This is a genomic window from Candidatus Doudnabacteria bacterium (assembly GCA_037200925.1).
In the GTDB taxonomy this organism is placed as follows: domain Bacteria; phylum Patescibacteriota; class Doudnabacteria; order UBA920; family O2-02-FULL-48-8; genus JBDTSL01.
Genome location: JBBCGO010000001.1, coordinates 788,690 through 808,676, shown reverse-complemented (window position 1 = coordinate 808,676; position 19,987 = coordinate 788,690). Strand labels below are relative to the sequence as shown.

At 47.5% G+C, this 19,987-nt stretch carries 19 protein-coding genes, 3 tRNA genes, 2 rRNA genes and 1 pseudogene; 2 read left to right on the top strand and 23 right to left on the bottom strand.

The genetic code is table 11. From position 1 onward, the window contains the following. Nucleotides 1-387: 387 nt before the first annotated feature. Both WDN47_04655 and WDN47_04650 read left to right on the top strand, forming a co-directional pair. Complete coding sequence (locus WDN47_04655; protein ID MEJ0021830.1) at nucleotides 388-972, top strand: hypothetical protein; 585 nt, start codon at nucleotides 388-390, stop codon at nucleotides 970-972. A gap of 144 nt (nucleotides 973-1,116) precedes the next feature. Then, a complete protein-coding gene (locus tag WDN47_04650) occupies nucleotides 1,117-3,768 on the top strand; it encodes a hypothetical protein (GenBank protein ID MEJ0021829.1) in 2,652 nt (883 codons plus the stop codon). A gap of 89 nt (nucleotides 3,769-3,857) precedes the next feature. Here the strand turns inward: WDN47_04650 and rpoD are convergent. From rpoD to WDN47_04535, 23 genes and pseudogenes are all read right to left on the bottom strand, one after another. Next, a pseudogene (gene rpoD, locus WDN47_04645) lies at nucleotides 3,858-4,989 on the bottom strand (RNA polymerase sigma factor RpoD). A gap of 107 nt (nucleotides 4,990-5,096) precedes the next feature. After that, the gene (locus tag WDN47_04640) at nucleotides 5,097-6,383 is read right to left on the bottom strand and encodes a toprim domain-containing protein (protein MEJ0021828.1); all 1,287 of its coding nucleotides are present in this window, start codon (nucleotides 6,381-6,383) and stop codon (nucleotides 5,097-5,099) included. Beyond that, nucleotides 6,290-6,541 carry a hypothetical protein gene (locus WDN47_04635; GenBank protein ID MEJ0021827.1) on the bottom strand — a complete coding sequence of 84 codons (252 nt, stop codon included), beginning with the start codon at nucleotides 6,539-6,541 and terminating at the stop codon, nucleotides 6,290-6,292. The genes WDN47_04640 and WDN47_04635 overlap by 94 nt, the downstream gene beginning before the upstream one ends. Further along, nucleotides 6,538-6,834, bottom strand: a complete 297-nt coding sequence (locus WDN47_04630; protein ID MEJ0021826.1) for a CHC2 zinc finger domain-containing protein — start codon at nucleotides 6,832-6,834, stop codon at nucleotides 6,538-6,540. The genes WDN47_04635 and WDN47_04630 overlap by 4 nt, the downstream gene beginning before the upstream one ends. A gap of 56 nt (nucleotides 6,835-6,890) precedes the next feature. After that, a complete protein-coding gene (locus WDN47_04625) occupies nucleotides 6,891-7,340 on the bottom strand; it encodes an NUDIX domain-containing protein (protein ID MEJ0021825.1) in 450 nt (149 codons plus the stop codon). Next, nucleotides 7,327-7,602: a helix-hairpin-helix domain-containing protein gene (locus tag WDN47_04620; protein MEJ0021824.1), complete on the bottom strand. Its 276-nt coding sequence runs from the start codon at nucleotides 7,600-7,602 to the stop codon at nucleotides 7,327-7,329. Before WDN47_04620 ends, WDN47_04625 begins: the two co-directional genes overlap by 14 nt. Before the next feature lie 11 nt (nucleotides 7,603-7,613). Next, nucleotides 7,614-7,701 (bottom strand) — tRNA-Ser (locus WDN47_04615). Between the two features lie 62 nt (nucleotides 7,702-7,763). Then, on the bottom strand, nucleotides 7,764-8,366 hold the full coding sequence (locus tag WDN47_04610) for an HAD family phosphatase (protein ID MEJ0021823.1): 603 nt from the start codon (nucleotides 8,364-8,366) through the stop codon (nucleotides 7,764-7,766). Next, nucleotides 8,363-9,106, bottom strand: a complete 744-nt coding sequence (locus WDN47_04605; GenBank protein MEJ0021822.1) for a hypothetical protein — start codon at nucleotides 9,104-9,106, stop codon at nucleotides 8,363-8,365. The genes WDN47_04610 and WDN47_04605 overlap by 4 nt, the downstream gene beginning before the upstream one ends. 77 nt (nucleotides 9,107-9,183) lie before the next feature. Further along, nucleotides 9,184-9,552, bottom strand: coding sequence for a hypothetical protein (locus WDN47_04600; GenBank protein ID MEJ0021821.1), 369 nt, complete (start codon nucleotides 9,550-9,552; stop codon nucleotides 9,184-9,186). Nucleotides 9,553-9,679: 127 nt separating this feature from the next. Beyond that, nucleotides 9,680-9,880, bottom strand: a complete 201-nt coding sequence (locus tag WDN47_04595; protein ID MEJ0021820.1) for a hypothetical protein — start codon at nucleotides 9,878-9,880, stop codon at nucleotides 9,680-9,682. Nucleotides 9,881-9,986: 106 nt separating this feature from the next. Further along, the gene (locus tag WDN47_04590) at nucleotides 9,987-10,802 is read right to left on the bottom strand and encodes a hypothetical protein (GenBank protein MEJ0021819.1); all 816 of its coding nucleotides are present in this window, start codon (nucleotides 10,800-10,802) and stop codon (nucleotides 9,987-9,989) included. Between the two features lie 102 nt (nucleotides 10,803-10,904). Continuing rightward, the gene (locus WDN47_04585; GenBank protein ID MEJ0021818.1) at nucleotides 10,905-11,201 is read right to left on the bottom strand and encodes a hypothetical protein; all 297 of its coding nucleotides are present in this window, start codon (nucleotides 11,199-11,201) and stop codon (nucleotides 10,905-10,907) included. A 142-nt stretch (nucleotides 11,202-11,343) separates the two neighbouring features. Beyond that, nucleotides 11,344-12,651 carry an endonuclease Q family protein gene (locus tag WDN47_04580; GenBank protein MEJ0021817.1) on the bottom strand — a complete coding sequence of 436 codons (1,308 nt, stop codon included), beginning with the start codon at nucleotides 12,649-12,651 and terminating at the stop codon, nucleotides 11,344-11,346. Next, the gene (locus WDN47_04575; GenBank protein ID MEJ0021816.1) at nucleotides 12,651-12,950 is read right to left on the bottom strand and encodes a hypothetical protein; all 300 of its coding nucleotides are present in this window, start codon (nucleotides 12,948-12,950) and stop codon (nucleotides 12,651-12,653) included. The genes WDN47_04580 and WDN47_04575 overlap by 1 nt, the downstream gene beginning before the upstream one ends. A gap of 124 nt (nucleotides 12,951-13,074) precedes the next feature. Then, on the bottom strand, nucleotides 13,075-13,374 hold the full coding sequence (locus WDN47_04570; GenBank protein MEJ0021815.1) for a hypothetical protein: 300 nt from the start codon (nucleotides 13,372-13,374) through the stop codon (nucleotides 13,075-13,077). Between the two features lie 162 nt (nucleotides 13,375-13,536). Continuing rightward, on the bottom strand, nucleotides 13,537-13,884 hold the full coding sequence (locus tag WDN47_04565; GenBank protein MEJ0021814.1) for a hypothetical protein: 348 nt from the start codon (nucleotides 13,882-13,884) through the stop codon (nucleotides 13,537-13,539). A gap of 94 nt (nucleotides 13,885-13,978) precedes the next feature. After that, nucleotides 13,979-14,094: ribosomal RNA gene (gene rrf / locus WDN47_04560) — 5S ribosomal RNA — on the bottom strand. 211 nt (nucleotides 14,095-14,305) lie between these two features. Next, nucleotides 14,306-14,381 (bottom strand) — tRNA-Cys (locus WDN47_04555). A gap of 15 nt (nucleotides 14,382-14,396) precedes the next feature. Beyond that, nucleotides 14,397-14,499: transfer RNA gene (locus tag WDN47_04550), tRNA-OTHER, on the bottom strand. A gap of 614 nt (nucleotides 14,500-15,113) precedes the next feature. Beyond that, nucleotides 15,114-18,488 (bottom strand): 23S ribosomal RNA (locus WDN47_04545). A 695-nt stretch (nucleotides 18,489-19,183) separates the two neighbouring features. Further along, complete coding sequence (locus WDN47_04540; protein ID MEJ0021813.1) at nucleotides 19,184-19,375, bottom strand: helix-turn-helix domain-containing protein; 192 nt, start codon at nucleotides 19,373-19,375, stop codon at nucleotides 19,184-19,186. A gap of 116 nt (nucleotides 19,376-19,491) precedes the next feature. Next, a complete protein-coding gene (locus WDN47_04535) occupies nucleotides 19,492-19,746 on the bottom strand; it encodes a hypothetical protein (GenBank protein ID MEJ0021812.1) in 255 nt (84 codons plus the stop codon). Nucleotides 19,747-19,987 lie beyond the last annotated feature (241 nt).

Sequence of the window (19,987 nt, the reverse complement as noted above, 5' to 3'; positions counted from 1 at the left end):
AAACTAAAAAAAGCCGGACGATCGTCCGGCTTTTTTCAACTATTTAGGCCATAAGTCCATATTTGTTTATGAATGCTGACAGTAGGCCTAGTCAAAAAGAAATTCGCTGATTCTACTGTTATAATATACCAACAATTTAATATAAAGGCAATTAAACATTGGCTAAAACAAGTTGGCTTCCGCCAACTTTTTTTGGTTCAAAAGAAATCAGTTTTAAATTGCTGTTAATGATTGACAACAATTGTAAAATCACTTATGCTTCCAAGTTAAAGTAGCTTGGCTTCAAAGCAAGAAAGCCATGATACCGTTCTTTGACAATATATAGGAGGCAAAAAAGATGATATAATTATCAATAATAGCTAATTTAGCTAAGAAAGACCTAAAATAATGAATATGAACAAAGTATATTGGATAGCAGGTATACTAATAATTGCTGTGACAGTGGCAGTAATTGGCTTAAGACAATACCGCGCTAATCACCCGGTCCTGCCGCAACCGCTATCTACTAGAGGTCTTCCTCCCCCGGCTACTGATGTCCCGGTAGTCCTTCCGCCAGATCCAGGAGAAGCTGGGAAAGCAACTTTGGCTGGCATAGACTCGGATCATGATGGAGTTCGGGACGATCTACAAAGAGAAATAGTCTATATGTATCCTCAAAATGACCAAATCAGAAGGGTGCTAAGGGCTATGGTGAAGAAAGAACAAGACATAATTACCACCACTGGCGATCACGAACACTTTAAGGAACTGGAAGTATCTTCTCTTTCTTTCTTGGATTGTTATAATTACCTAGCTTTTGGTAATAGTCCGACAGATCACTCAAAATCTAATTATTTGATTAGTCTTGTGCGAAACACACCAGAACGTCTCCAAAAAGCTAGAGAAAATAGTAATACAGCTCTTCCTTACGGAAATCCAGTTTATGGAACGATCCAGGCCTGCACCCAACCTCTAGTCCAAGGCCAATACTAAATAAATGCTTTTTCTTTCCCTTACTGGTTATCAGTAATTACTGGTAGCTAGGAGGGGAAAAAAAACTCTAAAATATAAACACAAACAATTCTTAATCCTAAGACTGGCGGTGTTTTTTGTTTTGCCGATCCCATAGGAGGAATGATGAGAAATAGTTTCGTTCGTACCGTGATTCTGTTCTGTCTGCTGGTTTTGTCCAGTGCCCAGGCAATGGCGCAGGCAACGACAGTTCAACCATGTCTCAAGGTCGGGACCTGCGCTGTGTTCATCTGGGTGAATGGGGTTTTGGTCACCGATCAGAAAATCAACGGCGTTCTGACACCTGGCAACGTGGTGTGGGCAAACACAGTCGAAGATATGAGAAAAAAATTCTTCGCTGCTCATCCCATGCTCGACACCACCACCACTATCTTCTATCCTCTCTACAACCATAGCGCTGGCAAGCTCAAGACCTTTTTGCTAAAGGGCGACAGCGCACAGGCAATTGACCAGATGGCTCTCTCGGAGGTGGACAAGTATCTCAATGACTCAAGCCTGCTGAACACCAATCCTAAGGCGCACATAGCTTTTATGGCCGGTGCCTTGGAGTTCCAAGAGGATCAGTTCAAAGACGATCCTGACCTGGCAACCTTGGATCAGGCTGTACTTGACTTATGGGCCAAAGGTTATCGCGTGGTGCTAGTCGGCCATAGCCAAGGCAATTTTTACGCCAACTTGGAATATGGTATCCGTCTGCGAGACGCTGATGGTAAGGGGAAGAAATTGCCCGATTCCAATCAACTTTCTGTGATTGCAATTGCCACCCCCGCCAACTACGTGGCTGACGGTAGGCAGATGTATACCACAGAATGTAGTGATTTCATTTATCTGACTCCGAGCATGGCCGGCTTTAAGAAAGCTTTGCCTTGGAATGTAAATGATATCGGGCTTTCCTGCTTTGCCAAATCCGTTGATGATGCTTTCCTAAGCCTTTTTGGTGCGATTGGGGATGCGATCAAAATCGGCTACGGAATAGCTGGCCATGACTTGTCTAGGTACATGGCCGATGGCTCTGCCACTCAAAAACAGATCTACCGGCAGATGGAAGCCTCGCTCCCCGTCGTGCCTATCGGCCCGCCGATCCCGCCCCTCACGGCCTCCTGCTCCGCCAGCCCTGCCTTTCTCTATCCGGGACAAGCCACTCTCTTTAGCAGCAGCTACTCCTTTGGTACAGGCACGGTTACTCACAGTTGGGGAGGCGCTGTTTCTGGCGGCTTTCCTTCTGTCGCGTATACCGCACCGACTTCGGCTCAGGCTGGCACTGTCACGGCCACCTTCACGGTCACCGACAGCGGCAATCCCAAACAGACAGTCACAGCCACCTGCCAAGTGCAGATCAACAAGCCTGCGCCGCTTCAACCCACCATTGGCAAAATTGCGGTATTCGCACCAATTGCAAATACGAATTTTGACGCCTTGGGAACCGGAACCAACTTTGTTCTCGGACAAACCCAGGTCTGGGTATTTGGTTCCAACGGATGTCCTGCCGGTTGCAGACATCCTGATGTTGGGGTAACTAATGTCACAAGCATTAGTCTGACGATGCACAACCTCCAACTGGGCGCGGGCAGCTACTTCTTTAAGTTCCGCAACACCGATGCCGGAGCTTGGTCGAATCCTTCGGACAGTTTCACTGTCGCCCTGCCACCGCCAACCCTCACCTTCACGCCGGATACACAGACCAAATCTGTGGTTGCCGGACAGTTGGTGTCTGCCAGCGCAACTCTGCAACCGAAGAACAACACAGCCGGAAACGTGACTGTGAATTTCTACTGCTCGCTGGCTTGTCCTGCCGGCTTCAGCTACAACAGCTACACGTCAGGTCAGATTGCGATCGCCGCAAACGGAAGCATCTCTGTCCAGGCCACTCTCACCCCGGGTCCCACCACCATCCCGGGAACATACAGCTTCGAATTCTGGGCAACGATGGGCAATCTGATCGCCAAAACCAAAATCGCGATAACGGTTACGGCTCCGCCCACCGGCACCGTCAACATCTTTGGCATCAAGGATGGAGCGGTTCTCAACGGCGGCCTGTCCTGCATTCTCACGAAACCCTCGGGCACCCAGACAATTAGTAGCGTTCCTACCAGTTTGAGTAATCAGACTATTGGCAACTATACCTTGTCGTCATGCGTCGCTCCGATTGGTTACACCGTAACCTCAATTTCACCTACCTCTTTCCAGAACCTTCTGGGCGGAGGAACGGTGAGCTTCACAGTTACGCTCACGAAATTGCCGCCAACAGGAGGGATCAACCTTTATGTGATCGGCGGCAATGGCAACATCGGATGCACGCTCAATGGAGTTGCAACGGTTGCGCCGATGAACCTGACCGGAAAGCCCGCTGGCAACTATGCGCTTGTATGCATGGCTCCCTCCGGATTCATCATCAGCTCGATCTCGCCGTCAGCGACCCAGAATCTGGCGGGAGGAACGACGATCTCGTATTTCGTCTATCTTGCGCCTATTCCAAAACCGCTGGTGCTCAGCCGCTTGACGACAAACATCGCACCGCACGCTGCCAAGCCATTCACGGTGACGCTCATCGGTTCTGGTTTCGTCAACGGGTCACAGGCGTACGCATGCGGACCCGCAACCACTACTTGTTATCCGGCCGCAACCACTTTCAATAACGAAGGGCAGCTCACTTTGTCCAACGTTCAATGGAATTTGGTCGGCACCGTTTACTTCAAGGTCATTAATAATCCCGGGAATCTGAGTTCCGGATTCGTGACTTTGTCAGTAAGCAAGTAATAAAATCTTAAGGAGGTTTTAGAACAATACTTAAGGAGAGTACAAACATCAATGTTTGTACTCTCCTCTTTTTTTATTTCAAAATTTTGTTAGTAATCCCGCAGTTTGGAAATATTATAGTGATCCTTGATGCGCTCCAGGGCTTTGGCTTCTATCTGCCGGATGCGCTCGCGCGTGACGCCGAATTCCTTGCCGACCTCTTCCAAAGTGTGCGTGACCCCGTCTTCCAGGCCAAATCGCATTTTCAAGATCTTCTGCTCGCGCGGATCCAGGTCCTTGAGGATCCCCTGGACATATTCGCGCAGGATCTGCCGGCCCGCGGTTTCCGAAGGCGTGACCGTATCCGGGTCTTCGATGAAATCGCCCAGGTACGAATCTTCTTCATCGCTGTCCCCCACCGGCGTGTCTATGGACACGGTTTCCTGAGAAATTTTCTTGAGCTGATAAACTTTTTCAACTTCAATGCCCATCTCAGAGGCAATCTCTTCCGGCAAAGGCTCGCGTCCCAGGTCCTGGACCAGCTGGCGCTCCGCCTGAGCGTATTTGTTCAGCGTTTCCACCATATGCACGGGAATGCGGATCGTGCGCGACTGGTCAGCCAGAGCGCGTGTGATGGCTTGGCGGATCCACCAGGTGGCGTAAGTTGAGAATTTGTAGCCTTTGCGCCAGTCAAATTTCTCCACCGCGCGGAACAGTCCGAGATTGCCTTCCTGGATCAGGTCCAGAAGCCCCCAAGTTGCGGCCCATGTATTTTTTCGCAATAGATACCACCAAACGCAAGTTGGCTTCGATCAGTCTTTTTCTGGCCGCCACATCGCCTTTGCCGATCCTTTTTGCCAGTTCAACTTCTTCCACGCCTTTCAGCAAAGCGGTTTTGCCGATCTCGCGCAAATACATTTGAATTGAATCGTCATAAATATCTCCGAGATTGTAGGACTCTGCCATCTGCTCTTCTTTTTTCGTCTTGACGCGCGCCGATTCAGCCGCCTGCTGCCAGACCGAGGCCACTTCCTGATCCATGATCTCCAAGCCCTTGGAATCCAGAACATCCAGCAGTTTTTCCAGAGCCGGCAGATTGTTTTCCATTTCAGGCAAAGCGTGCGTGACCTCAGCTTCGGTCAGAAACCCGCGCGCCACTCCCCGTTTGACCAGGTCGTCAACCGCTTTATCCCAATCAAAAGAACTCCCGGTCTTTTTTTCGGGCTCCCGCTTCATAGGCATACGCGACCGCACCTTTACAGCCTTGCTGACTTTCTTTATAACTTTCTTAACGGCTTTCTTTGCCTTTTTTACTTTCTTCTTCTTTGCTTTAGCCATGCTTAAAATTATTAATTAGAAATTTTTATCCGGTTGCTCAGTATCATATATTCTTTTGACAGCTCGTCTATCAATATCTTATTCTTGTTCTGCTCGGCGTTCTTTAATTGCTCCGACAGCTCTTGCATCCTCTGCCGAATGACCATTTGCTGCAGCTGGTCGGCGATCTTCGGTAATTCGGTTTTCGGGTCCAGTTGCTGCTCTTTCAGGTCGATCTCTGCCGCAAACACGAGCAGTTCCAGCGTTGCGGCTAATTCGGGATTGGCTCGGCTTAACTTTTCCAGATCAGGCTGGCTTTCGGTGAGCAGTCTGAATATTTCCGCCCGTAGGCCAAAATCCTGCAGCTTGAACTGCTGCAGCATTGTAGTGTTCTTTTGACTGATACTTAGGCCTAACAGCTGATCTATCAGCACTTCCCGGCGCATCTTGTGCGGCTCATTTTTGATGGCGGCACGGACCGGTTTAGGCATACTTAGCTTGTTTATTATATCCCAGATGCTATTTTCTGCAACATTGATGCCATTTGCCAGCTTTCTGACATAATGCGCGCGCGATACGGGGTCTGTCACGCGAAAGATCAAAGGCCCCAGTTCTTTGGTGATTTGCCGCTTATCATCGACTTTCGTCGGATCATATTGCGCAAAGATCCGGTCAAAAAAGAAGTCAACGTAATTCTCCGCTCCCTCAACCGCTTTCTCCCATAGCCCGATCCCCCGCCTGATCAGCTCATCCGGGTCCTTGGCGCCTCCAAGCTCCGCGATCTTCACATTGAACCCCTGATTTAACGCCAGTTCCAACGCCCGTTTCGTAGCCGTGGAACCGGCCGCGTCTGAATCAAAAGCAAAAATAAGATTATTGGTAAATCTTTGCAGAATCAAAAGCTGCTGCTCGGTGAGGGCCGTGCCGGAAGAAGCCACAGTTTGGCTAAAACCGATCTGATGGCAGGCGATGACATCCATGTTCCCTTCCACAACCACTGCGCGATTTTCTTTGCGGACCGTATTTTTTCCCTGGTACAAACCATAGATGACCTGGCTCTTGTTATAGATCGGGGTCTCCGGGCTATTTACGTATTTGCCGGTGTTGGGTTTATCGTGAAGCAGTCGGCCGGTAAAGCCCACAACTTGGCCGTGCAAACTCGTGATCGGGAACATGATCCGGTCATGAAAACGGTCAAAGTGATCACCTCGGTCGCTTTTGACGATCAAACCAGCCTGCTCAATATCTTTTTTGTCAAAACTTTTGGCCAAAAAATTCTCAAGGTAATGAAAATCATCCGGTGCAAACCCAGCTGCCAATTTTTGATCGTCTGATCGGTCAGTCCCCGCTTGCGTAGGTAAGATAGGGCTTCGGAACCGGCATTGGATTCCCACAGAACTTTGGCAAAATACTTGGCGGCTTGCAGGTTGATCTCAAACAGCACATCTTTTTTCTCGCCCCATCTGGATCTGCTCAACTGTCGGTTTTTTCAGTTCTACGCCGGCGCGGTCCGCCAGGATCCGCAAGCGCTTCGGGAAACTCTACGTTCTCTATCAGTTTGATGAATTCAAAAATATCCCCGCCCAGGCCGCAGCCAAAGCAGTGCCAGATCTGTTTTGACGGCGACACCATTAAAGACGGCGTTTTTTCCGAATGGAACGGACAAACCGCTTTAAAATTCGTCCCGGCTTTCTTCATCTGGATATAATCTCCCAGAACTTCAGTAATGGTCAGCCGGGATTTGATCTCGTCAATCGGTGAATCGAACATAAACGAAAATTTCTCAAGTCCTGAATGCCTAATTTAGAAATTCAGAAATTAGACCTTTAGACATTTTCTAATATTTTCTTCGCTCTCTCAAAAACTTCTTTATCAGCAGGCCATTTCAGATGAGATTCAATCTCGCTTAATTTGAACCACTTCACCTTTGCGACTTCCCTGTCGTGGTCAGCAAGCTTGCCCAAGGCATATTCCATCAAAAAATAATGGACAAACTTAAGCGTCTGGTCGTAATTTCGAAAAAACTTAACATAGCTCAGATCTTCCATGATCTTTGCCTGCACGCCTGTTTCTTCCTTAACTTCCCGCAGCGCGGCATGCCTCTTGTCCTCCCCTTCGTCTATTTTGCCTTTGGGAAAAGCCCAGTAGCCCTCGGGTGGACCGTACTTTCTGCCCGTAGGCATGATCATTAATACGAAAATCTGGCCCTTTTGTTTCTTATAAACAACGCCGCCGGCCGAGATCTCCCGCTTCCATTTTTTCTTATCTTCCGCCATTTTGATCTTTCCAGTTCCACCACTTTAATTTTTCAGGATCGTGAGTTTTATGGCTGGCGAAATAAACTGCTCCCCGAAAAACATACAATAAACATCTGTCTATCTGCTGCCCTTGCAGATAGCAAAAATCTTTATAAAGTTTCTCCGGATCTTTGCCCTTCAAGTCCGAAACCTTTCTGATTCCCAGATCAAATAAATCTTGCGCAATGCTTTTTCCGATACCTGGAATGACCAGTAGTTCTTTTAAAATTATTTCTTCCATTATAAATTCTCTGGCGGAAGGGGGGAGATTCGAACTCCCGATACCTTGCGGTATGCGCGCTTTCCAAGCGCGTGCACTAGGCCACTATGCGACCCTTCCTATTTAACAAAATAAGGCGTTTAGTCGCCTCATTGTAGCTTATTTCGGCATAGAAATCAACTCTAAATCAACTCGTATTTTTTTAATTCCCCGGCAAATTGCCGGGTGTTTTTGAAAACGATACCGTTCATGCCCAGTCGCTTAGCGGGCAGAATGTTTTCTATTCTATCGTCTACCATCAGCGATTCGGCGGGTTTTACTTTAAGTTTTTTCAGAACAAACTCGTAAGATTTTTCGTCCGGCTTGGCCAGATGCATGATGTTGGATAAGAACACGCGGTCAAATAATTTTTTACTGCTCAGATGTCTCGCTTTCATAACTTCCGCGGCCATGTAGCCTATGGAATTGCTGAATAGAATAATTTTGGCTTTCTTCAATTTTGGGATCAAGCGAACCAAAGATGAGTTGGTTTGCATTTTATTCACTATCAAACGATGCATGCGAGCAGGGGTCAAATGCACATGAAAGATCTTTGCTATCTCGCGGTAAAATTCCGTTTGGGATATATTCCCAAGATTCACCTGGTGTTCCATCTTATTAATCTTTTTCATGCCGGAAGGCGTCATGCATTCCACGCAATAATGCCTGATAAAATCCAAATATCCGCCGTACGCCACCACACCGCCGAAATCAAAAATTATGGCTTTGATCTTTTTTTTGCTCATGGGATCGAATGAATTGCAACATGCTTAATATTAGTGGCATCCACCATGCGTTCTCCTTTTTTTACAAACCGGGTATTTTTGAGGCTCGAAATAAGATCGTTGCCCATATAGATCGGATAAACACCCCAATAAATCCCGCCCCGGGCTGCAGCACTCTTATCCTTGGGTGCAAAAAATATTTTCTTACTGGCACGCCTGAAAGACAAAGCCTTCGCCAGGTCAAGATCAGACACAGCGATTGCCGAAGTTGCGGCATAAGATAGGATATCTGCTAATGCATCCAAAACCCGTTGGTCAGGATGTTCCGAGATCAAGTGCTTGATCTGCCCATTTTGCATCCCGATAACTTCAGCATCAGGATCCAAAAAACCGTCCGCCATGACACTATCCACGCGCAGGCGTTTCGGCAGATCGCGGCCTTTAAAGATCACACCAGGCAGTTTATTAAACCCTTTGGACAATCTAACGTGCTCAGGGCGGTCAGTTGCCACCCAATCCACCCCGCTTCGCAGCCCAAATTGCAGATCAAGCGGGTCTTCCATGTTCGAAACATCCTGGATAATGCTGATCGGCCGGTTATGCAAAGCGCTTTGCTCTTTTATCTGCCGAATGATCTTCGCGGCCAGCGGATAATTTTGATGTGAGATCTCAAAAAGCGCGCCGGCAATATCTTTGGCGATCAGACTGGAAATTTCGTCATCATCCATCCGCGGATTTACAACAGCGATATATTTTTGCATGGGCTAAGTATATCAAAAAAACAAAAAAAGAACGACCTCGCCCGTTATCGGGGTTTGGTCGCATAAAGCAACATCAATTACAGACGGACTCGAACCCCCTGTCCTTTCTTCCCTAAGCGAAGAGTGACCACCACTTCCTGCTCTCCCGGACGAATCTTCTGAGCCAGACGCTCCTTTATGATTCGCAGTACATTCGAGTCGGTGCTCAGACCTTTGATGTCTGATCCGAAACTGTCAGTCTCAAGCCTGCCCAAACCAAATATCCTCATGCGGCCTTCGGGTGTGAGGACATTACAAGACAGCATCAGCGAAGCCGGTATAAATAAAGCGCGTTGATCCAATCTCCGGAGCAATTTGGCTTCACGCTCAGCTCGCTCCGCCGTCTTTAGGTTATCGGGATTTTTATACGTCCGCAACTTTGACTTTGGGTATCGTTTTTTTGCCAAATGCTCCTCCTTGGATGCCAGCGGAAATTCGCTGAACAATAAAGTATATCAGAAAACCAAGCATTAGTCAATGCTCCGCAGAAACAAAAAAAAGAACGACCTCGCCCGTGGGCTTAGCCGCTGTCCGTCATGTTATGTCCCCGCTTTTGGCCGCGAGGATAAACTCACGGATCTTCTTTCGGCCCGCAGCGCCTGAACGCCAGATCTGCTGAGGGCTTTGATTGCCAAGCAGCTCATTGCGCATTGTCCAAAACTGCCTGCGCTTATCTCTAGGAATCGCCATTCCAATCATCAGGCTCACTTCTGCCGGAAGTCGAAACGTACTCATGCCGAGCCTCCTTACAACCCCAACCCTAGCAAAAACCCGGACATATGTCAATGCTTCAGCAGAAATAAAAAACGACCTCGCCCGTTGTCGGGTTTGGCCGCTTTAATCAAACGAACTCTTGCGCGAGCTTCAGTTTGCCGGTGATGGCTTTCCGAAATTGCGAGCTTAGGCGCTTGATCTCTCTGGGAGTCTGTTCGGAGTTTCCCCGATCCATGAGGAATGTCCGGAAATCGACTCGTTTTCCGAGTTGGCGGGATTCTGACCGGGCCAGCTCCATGCTTTCCAGCCGATCGATGATCGCCGGAAATTCCGAGGCTCTGTTCGCATGGCAGCTGATGGCGACCGAACTGAAATTATCGAAGTGGAGCTTTTCGTCCCTGATGACCTGGTTGAACCAGCGCAAAAATTTGGGATGGCCAAGCGCGCGATAAAGAGCGCGATCCTGGCCGTAGTAGTAGGTCGTAAAGAACTCGTCCCATGCCAGGGCCAAAGCGATCTCAAGCTCTTGGCCGATGATCGGTCTCTGATTCGTGTAATCAGGATCCTCCGGCCGCATCTCGGCTTCGATAGCTTCTGCTGATCTGCCGGTCAGCAGACCGATCAGCAGGCTGAACATGCGAAAATGATCAAGTTCGTCGCGGCGCCAATGTGCCTCACACGCCTCAAATTCCGGACTGAATGAGGCGAACCCTGCTTGCCGCGGCTGGATGACCAGCAATCGACAGAGATTCTCCGCATCCCACTCCGAACGCATATCGGGCGTGACGGCTTCCACGAATTCTTTGATCTGAGGTTCGGGCATCGTGACATGTTCGCGCGTCAGATGCGCCAACATGTTGCGGTCATAGACATTCGTTTTCGGTAGGAACCTTAGTCCGTCCGGAGCCGGGCTATCCAGGCCGCAGTACTTCGCCTCTGGCATAAAACCTCCTGCAGCAAAATCAAACAATCATCTCATGCCAAAATTATATCACAAAAAAAGAACGACCTCACCGATTGGTTTGGTCGCGTGTTGACCCTGACGTCAGGACCATTCAAGTCCCAGAAGATTCCTGATGTGCTCCCGCATCTCAGGGCCCTGAAGCCAAACGTCGGCCGGGATCTGATTTCCCAGCAGCGGATGCGGCCGAAGCCAAAAGGCTTGGAAGCATGCGGCAGTGAAAGGGATCAGCGGCAGTGGAGTCGGATGAGGCATCGTAGACCCGCATTTCGGACAGATGAAATGGGCGCCGTCGGTCTGTGTGCCCGGCACAAAGACCATTTTGATTTCACAATCGGAGCAGAACTGCGGCTGCGCGTCGGACTCGAAACTCCCCACCATGGCTCGCCTCCTTGGATATTTCCAACCTATCAAAAAAGCCAAGCCCATGTCAAGGCCTGGGGTTTCGTATCGCAACCCTGAACTTGGTTCAGGGTCTTTTAATCTGAGATTCCGAAACAAGTTCGGAATTGCGATTAAATATTCAAAACAAACTATGCTGTTCGGCTTTCTTTCTTTCCTCGTCAGAATATATATGGATTTTACCAAACACTCCGTCATACCCGCCTTCAATGCGGACTTTGCCTTCCCGAATACGGATGATTGATTCTGCCACAATCGGGTCGGAAATTTTTACTATTTCCTCTCGTGGTAAATCTAAGAGTATCTCAAACTCTGTATAATAACTCCCCCTACCCCCTCTTAAATTAAGAGGGGGTGGCGCGACAGCGCCGGGGGCGTTACTAACCATTCGTTCATATGTTTCCAAAACTTTTTTGCCAATACCGGTGCCGTATGTTTCAGCTATCACCTCTTCCAAGGGAATAACACTTCTAAACGGAATTGCGCGTTTTGGGATAAAGCCGAATTCCCTATCCCCCAACGCCTCAACCCTGTTTAAAACGCCGATCAATAATTTCTTGCCGCAAACCGGGCAAATTCCTTTCAATCGCTTGGTTTCTTTCGGCAAACAGGAGAACTTGCAGTCCGCGTGCCCATCCAGATGATATTTGCCCTCTTCCGGGAAGAATTCTATTGTAAACAAAAATTCTTTTGGGTTTTTATCTTTGATCACCCGGATAATTTCATCAAATGATAATTTTTCTTCAGGAATTTCAAAGACATTGGCTTCGCGGCCGATCTTCCGCAAACTGTGCGCATCAGAATTGGATACCAAACTATAATTATCAAGCCTCGAGATCTGCCAATTCATCTTTGGGTCAGATGACAACCCGGTTTCAATCGCAAAAATATGCTTTGCCTGGTCGCCGAAGGCTTCTTCGATCGTGTCAAACCCTGAAAGCGAGCCGAACAACCCGAAATGCGGGGTCCAGGCATGCGCCGGAATGATCACATTCCCGGGATCTGCATCTAAAACTATTTTGACCAGGTCCGGACACTTCACGCCCATGATCGGCCGGCCGTCGGACTTAAGATTGGCGCCTGTTTTTTCCAAACCCGCAATTATCTTTTCAACTGCTGCAAAATTCGGGGCCAAGATCATATTGTGGATCCTGCGGACCTTGTCGCCCTGTTTATAGATAGACGACACTTCCGCGGTCAGCATAAAATAAGCCCTTGCGGATCTGTCCTTGAGCTGATAAAGCCCGGGCTTGGTTTCTTCCAAAGCATCTTTGAGTTCCGCCAGCCACTTGGGATGCGTAAAGTCTCCGGTGCCGATCACCTGGATGCCTTTTTTATCCGCCCACTTACCAATGTTCCCAGGATTCAGGTCCTGGGAACACGCTCGGGAGTATTTTGAATGGATTTGTAGGTCAGCGATGATTCGCATCAGCTTAATTCCAGCCTGGCCTTTCTTAAATGATGAGAGAGAATATCCCGCAGGTTGTCTTCATCATCAGTTGCGATCAATTCGAACTTCAAGTCGCCGAAAAAGCTTTTCCAACCGCTGCGGTCTTTTTCATAATTAGCCCTGGCGGCGTCAAAAATTTCATTCAGCATTTTGCCATTGGCCTCGTTGTCAAAAACTAAGGCACACTCATCTTCAATGTCGGTGATCACTTCTTCGATCTCGTCATTTTCCGCATCTGACTCCTCGTCTTCAATATAGGCCTCATAGGTGGGAACCATATGTTTATTTTGCTTTTAATTCGTACAAAAAAGAGTTTAACTCCGAGCCAATTGTTTGTCAAGTTTCTTTAAAAAAGCCACGCATGCGCGCGGCCCGAAAATGATCGATACTTCGGGGAGCAGTTTACTTGCCTGTCTCTTTCTTTTTAAGTTCTTCTAAATTTTTTTGCAGCGCATGGAGCTTTAGTTCCGCTTGCCCGGACAGTTGATTTTCAAAGTCATTTATAACATCCTGCAGAGCGTGTAACATCCCTACCCAATCTTCTTTATATGAAGTTGTCGGATAGTACTCTTTGGCTGTTTCCAGGCAATGCCAAATAATATTCTTGGCTTCTATGGTCAGGTTTCTCTGGACCGCGAAGTACATCTTTTCCACCTGCTGGACGAGCTCAGGTTCGCTTTTTGGGACGGTTGCTTCTGTCATATTAGAAATAATAACCCTCAAATGGCCTTTTGGCAAATACGCATATTCATCTGTATTGCTAGCGCTCGTTCATATCGCTTGCCCGGCAGCAATAAAAAGGCTACGCATTGCGCGCAGCCGTGAAAACATTATGCTTTTTTTTTCTGATTCGGGTAACAAGGCTCAGCTCCCCAAAAAAGAGAAGTGAGCGAGCCCAAAATGACTGTTGCCACCAGATAGGCGGCCGGAATTACCTCCATCCTTAAATTTCACCAGAAAAGTAAAAAAACATGTAAAAGTGGCATTTAATCCCGCGACTGCCATTCCAAATAAAAACAACAGTTGCCACTCAAATTTATCTGATGGGGACATTACAGCGCCAGCGAAACACGTAATGGCCAAAGTAAATGCGCTTGGAATGATAACCCAAACCCAGGGTTCTGGAAATTGCGAAGGATCTGCGAAGCCGAAGACGAAAACAAAAAACCAAGCACAAATTACTCCAAAAACCAGAAAAAGAAGCCTTTTCATAAGTCCTCCCAATGTTCCAAAGCCTAGCGGAAATCCATAATTATGTCTAGTGCTTACAGGCATATCTACACGCAATATTTTAGACAAATTAAAAACCCCGCATTGCCTACTTTCCCGTCAGTCTTACACTGAAGTATCATCGGCGGTCTTGCGTTTGACTTCTGAGTTCGGGATGGGATCAGGTCGGGCCACAAGCCTTGAAACACGAGGAGATTAAATGAAATTTATAATGTGTTGCTCGTTACAGCAAAGACAATGATGCCTATTGCCGCAATGACCAACAACAAACCAACCAACTTTAACGAAGCAGAATATCTTTGCATACTTAATTATTTTAGCAAAAATATTGCCTTTCGTCAATCGGCATCTTATCTTGCGTGCTGGGAAATGGAGGCGAATTTGTTGTCTTCGCCAAAAAAGTTGGAGCGGGACATGGGATTCGAACCCACCAACTTCCACCTTTGCAAGGCGGCACTCTACCATTGAGTTAATCCCACTCTTGTTGCAAAGGTTGGTGGACGTGGCAGGACTCGAACCTGCGGCTTCTGATCAGGAGACGACATGGCAAAGAAAGTCGATCCTAATTCAGCACTCTACCGTCTGAGCTACACGCCCACAAACTTATTTCTCCTTGAAATTGGCGGGGGTCAGTTACCGTTCGTCGCACGAACCAATTGCATCGTGTTTCAGAACCGCAACCTTCCCCATTAAAACCGGGAAGAGTCACCAGACCGCAGACAAACGTTCCCTCGCAACCGGGGAGGTTGCGCCGTTGTTCACTTAGCCTGGTGACTTTCCGGTATCCGAACTGTGTCCTAACCCGCAACAGGTTAGGATTTGACGCTTCGGCCGCAGCCTGCTTCCACCTCACTCACTCTTGATGGAATACATCTCACAGTCGAATTTGTAACTTTTGAAACCGGGAAGAGTTACCAGACTGGCTTAGGCAGACATCTGTCGCGTCTTGACCTTATTACGCGGTCAAGACAATGCCCCACCAGCCTGGTAACTTTCCCAGGATGGGAAGAAGTTGTGTATTCGCTAACCTCGAAACGTGGACGGTAGAAACTCCGCACGCCGGTTTCGCGTCAACAACATATCCGCCCAACTCCATTACCCAGCACACAATTATGTAATTTTTAATAATCACTAACTGCTAGTCAAAAAAACTAAAACCTTCCCAAGAAATATATCCTCGGGATAAAATTTTCTGAGGAAAATTTTAATTTTGAATTAAACTTTCGGTTGATTAGTATTGCTCGGCTCAACACATTACTGTGCTTACACCTGCAACCTATAGACCAGCACTCCGCACCGCGAAGCATTGGTTTTTGTACGGGGTAGTCCTTCCCCGAACCTATCGCGCGTATAGCGCAACGAAACCTAGTTTTGTGGACAGCTTCACGCTTATATGCATTCAGCGTTTATCTTAACTAGACCTAGCTACTCCGCCATGCCCCGGACGGGACAACGGAATACACCAGAGGTCTATACATCCTGGTCCTCTCGTACTAAGGATGTACCCACTCAAGTTTCGAACACCCACAACAGATAAGGACCAAACTGTCTCACGACGTTTTGAACCCAGCTCGCGTATCGCTTTAATTGGCGAACAGCCAAACCCTTGGGACCTTCTCCAGCCCCAGGATGCGATGAGCCGACATCGAGGTGCCAAACCGAATCGTCGATATGGACTCTTGGATTCGATCAATTCGATCAGCCTGTTATCCCTAGAGTAACTTTTATCCGTTGAGCTTCCACCCTTCCACGAAGGATGGTCGGATCACTAACTTCTACTTTCGTATCTGCGCGGCGTGCCAGCCTTGCAGTCAAGCAAGCTTTTGCGTTTGCGCGTCCAGCTCCGTTTCCATCGGAGCTAAGCTTACCTTAATAAACGCCTCCGTTACCATTTAGGAGGCAACCGCCCCAGTTAAACTACCCAGGAGCCACTGTTCCAATCTTGGTTAAATATTGGTTAGAAACAAAAATCTTTTAGGGTGGTATTTCACTTGTTGCCTCCACCTCAGCTGGCGCCGAGGATTCAAAGGCTCCCACCTATGCTAAACAAAAAAATTCTTGCATCAATGACACCCTATAGTAAAGCTTCATAGGGTCTTTCCGTCTTGTTGCGGGTAGACGGCATCTTTACCGTCAATGTAAATTCATCGGGTTAATCCTTAAGACAGTCCCCTACTCGTTATGCCATTCGTGCGGGTCGTAACTTACACGACAAGGAATTTCGCTACCATAGGACAGTTATAGTTACTGCCGGCGTTCATTAGGGCTTGAGCTCCGAGCTTGCGCAAGGAACCTTAACCTTCTAACACTGGCCAGGCATCAGCCCATATACTTCCCCTTGCGGGTTTGCATGGACCTAAGTTTTTGATAAACAGTCGGGAGGGGTCATTCGCTGCGACCCAGCTCCACTCATTCATCGCTACTAATGTCTTTGGTGTGTAGTTCTTATTTTAATTTGGAACACACACTCTTAATTTCATTAATAGAAATAAAAGAGTGGGGCTGGGCAAGGCTTATACCGAAGGTACGCCTGCTTTTTTGCCGAGTTCCTTAAGGATTATTGTCCCGGTCACCTTAGTATTCTCTACTCATCCACCTGTGTCGGTTTACGGTACGATCACTTATAAATATTTAGCAAGACTACAAATTGCTTTGCAATCTCACTAAGCCCTAGCAGTGTTTCTTGACACCTTGATTCGTCCGAATTGCCCGTTACCGGGCTTCCTTCGCACTCTCGCCGTTAGAACATCCGGGACTTGCCTCGGACATACGACTACAAATGCGACGACGCGAATAGTCAAATCGCGCTCAGATTATCATGATGTGTAATTGCTTCAGTTTTATAAGCGGTTACGGAATATCAACCGTATTTGCCATTATCTGGATCCGTTCGGATCCAGACTTAGGATCGACTAACCCTGGGATGATTATCATTGCCCAGGAAACCTTGGATTTTTGGTGAGCATGATTCTCACATGCATATATATTACTTATTCCAACATTCTCACTTGTATAAAGTCCAGCATAAGTTACCTTACACCTTCAGCCCTTATACAACGCTCCTCTACCGCGCCTGCAATAAATTGCAAGCACCCGCGCCTTCGGTACAAAGCTTAGTCCCAGTACATTGTCGGCGCAAGATCGCTTGACCAGTGAGCTGTTACGCTTTCTTTAAGGATGGCTGCTTCTAAGCCAACCTCCTGGTTGTATGAGCGATCCCACATCCTTTACACTATAGCTTTGATTTGGGGACCTTAAACGGCGGTTCGGATTCTTCTCCATTAGACAAACGAAGCTTAGACCTCATTGTCTGACTCCATGCCCTTAAGTGTTTGAATTCGGAGTTTGGTTCGGTTCACGATCTTGCGACCGTAAAGCCGATTCAGTGCTCTACCTCAAACACGTGCGGCACAGGCTAGCCCTAAAGCTATTTCGAGGAGAACCAGCTATTACCCAGTTCGATTGGAATTTCTCCCCTACCCTCAGCTCATCGCGGTATTTTGCAACATACTAGCGTTCGGACCTCCCGTGGTTGTTACACCACGTTCATCCTGGCCAAGGGTAGCTCACCGGGTTTCGGGTTTAGAGTACGCAACCTATAAGAAATTAAAATTTAAAATTAAAAATTTTAAATATCTAAAATCTTATTACGCGCTATTCACGCTTGCTTTCACTGTACATTCGCCAGTTTTATGGCTTAAGTAAGGGCTACGTACTGCTAACTCGTTGGATCATTCTTCAATAGGCACGCGGTCACCCGTAACATCTTGCGATGTCCAGGCTCCCACTCGATTGTAAGTGTATGGTTTCAGGTACTATTTCATCGCCCTCACCGGGCTGCTTTTCACCTTTCCCTCACGGTACTAGTTCACTATCGGTCAGATCAAGTATTTAGTCTTATGTCGTAGTCGACACGAATTCCAACTAGATTTCACGTGTCTAGTTGTACTTAACAAACCATTCGGAAGATATAAGAGGTTTTTCGCACTACGCGGGGGCTATCACGCTCTTTGGCTGGCCTTTCCAGGACCATTCGGCTAAACAGCTCCAATTGAAATCTCCAAGATCATTACAGTGACCTAATGAATGATTGTTGTTACCCTATCTTTGCAACGCCTGTAAGCTTTAAATCAGGCTTGGAATAATATTGCTATTACACTTCGGCCCGAAAACACAAAGTTAGTTTAGACTCTTCCCCGTTCGCTCGCCACTACTAGGAGAATGAGACAATAAATATTTTGGTCGGTCAGCTCCAGTTTTTTGCAAAACTGGGGCGTGACCTCCCAAATAAACAAATATTCGGCCCCAAGAGATCCTTGAGAGCAAATTTTGTTTACTTGTAAATTATTTAATGCCCTTATTTTCTTTTCCTCGCGTTACTGAGATGTTTCACTTCACGCGGTATCCCGTCAACATAACCACCACGGCTATGAGACACATGCTCTTCCAGCATGTAGGTTGCCCCATTCGGAAATCTCCGGGTCAAAGAGTTGCTTGCCACCTCACCGAAGCATATCGGCAGGCTGCTACGTCCTTCTTAGGCTTGATCTGCAAGGCATCCACCATACACTCTTAATTGTTTAATTCAAGTTATGAGGGACAACCTGCGGTTTTCCCTCATCGGCTGTCAGCAAAGCTGACCTCACTTCGTTCGGCAAGCAGCCTGCTCCTTTTCCTTTTTGGAGGAGAGAGGAGTAAGCGGCGCTTGTTTTGCGAAGCAAAATCGGCTCTGCGACGGGCGCGATGAGGAGAGAACCGAAGGTTCTTTCCTCATAATATATTTGACTAGCAATAGTGATTACTAATTACTTATTATTTGCCCGTTTACATGACGAGGACTTGGATTCAAACATGTTCAGAAATTAATCTGTCCGTCTGCGCCTACCGGAACCTCATCAGTTCCCATACGCATTCGGCAAAACATGTTTCTTTTGATGCCGGTTAGTTGTCCAAAGTGCTAACCTTTACGTCCAGAATCCACTGCTTGCTTTCAGACCCTGCTTAAGTCAAGCTGTGCGGGGAAGCAGTGAATCCTAGATATAAATTCCAACAAAAAACCGCCTTTTGGCGGGTCATGCTCACACACACATAAAAAATGCGTGCTAGTTCATGGAACCGCCTATCTTTATCGTGAAAATGTCCTGATTAACCATAATTTATGCCCTATTTATCAAATTAATTGTTTGTTTTGACTAAACTTATTAAATTATAACTTTTTTTGAAAAGAGTGTCAACCCCCTATTGGGGATAGTCTGGGGAAAAAAAAAGCGGCCGTAATCGATTACACCGCCTCCTTGGCCTGAATCAGACCGTACACTAAGATCTTGCGATACAATGTACCGCGGCTGATCTCCAAGATCTTGGCAGATTTCTTCTTATCCCAACCTGTGTATTCAAGGATCTCGAGAATGTATCGCTTCTCGATCTCCCTGAGCGCAGGCCGAGGAATCAGATCAGTTTCGGGTTCAGCCATGACGCGCTCTCCTTGCCCGTCTCCTTCGCTGTGCTGTTTGCACAGCTTTCAGTTTTTCCACAGATTCGCTGGTGATCAGGTAACGCCTGCGGGTGCGCGCTTGAGTTTGCCATTCTTCAAGTAAGTTTTGATCGTGTCTTGCGCCACAGAAAGTTCGGCCGCGCAGACCCCAAGCTTATTGATTCCCGCTGGATCTTCAATTCTGCCGAAAATCGCGGAACATCATCCGGCAGTTCCACGGCCACGGTTTTATCTGCTGCCATGGCCCATTTGAGCCTGTTCTTCACCAAAAGCTTCATAAGCTCGGTTTCGGTCACGTCCAAAACCTGACAAGCATACCCAACCGTCACAGGTTTTTTTGATTGAACCACCCTTCCTCCTCTTGCCATTCAAGCTTAAATCAAAAAAATAAGTGCAGCAACTGCGGTCAAAATAAATAAGCGGCGCAACACACACGTTACGCCGCTTATTGTGGCAGGTGCAAACCCCGGCGCTTGTACTCACTGCAGAATATTCCAAAGCAACTGTCGCTCCAATTCTGTCTAAGCAGAAGACGCTCAAGGCCTGCATTATCAAAAGTCCGCAGTTCACCGCGGAATTTCGTGCACGAAT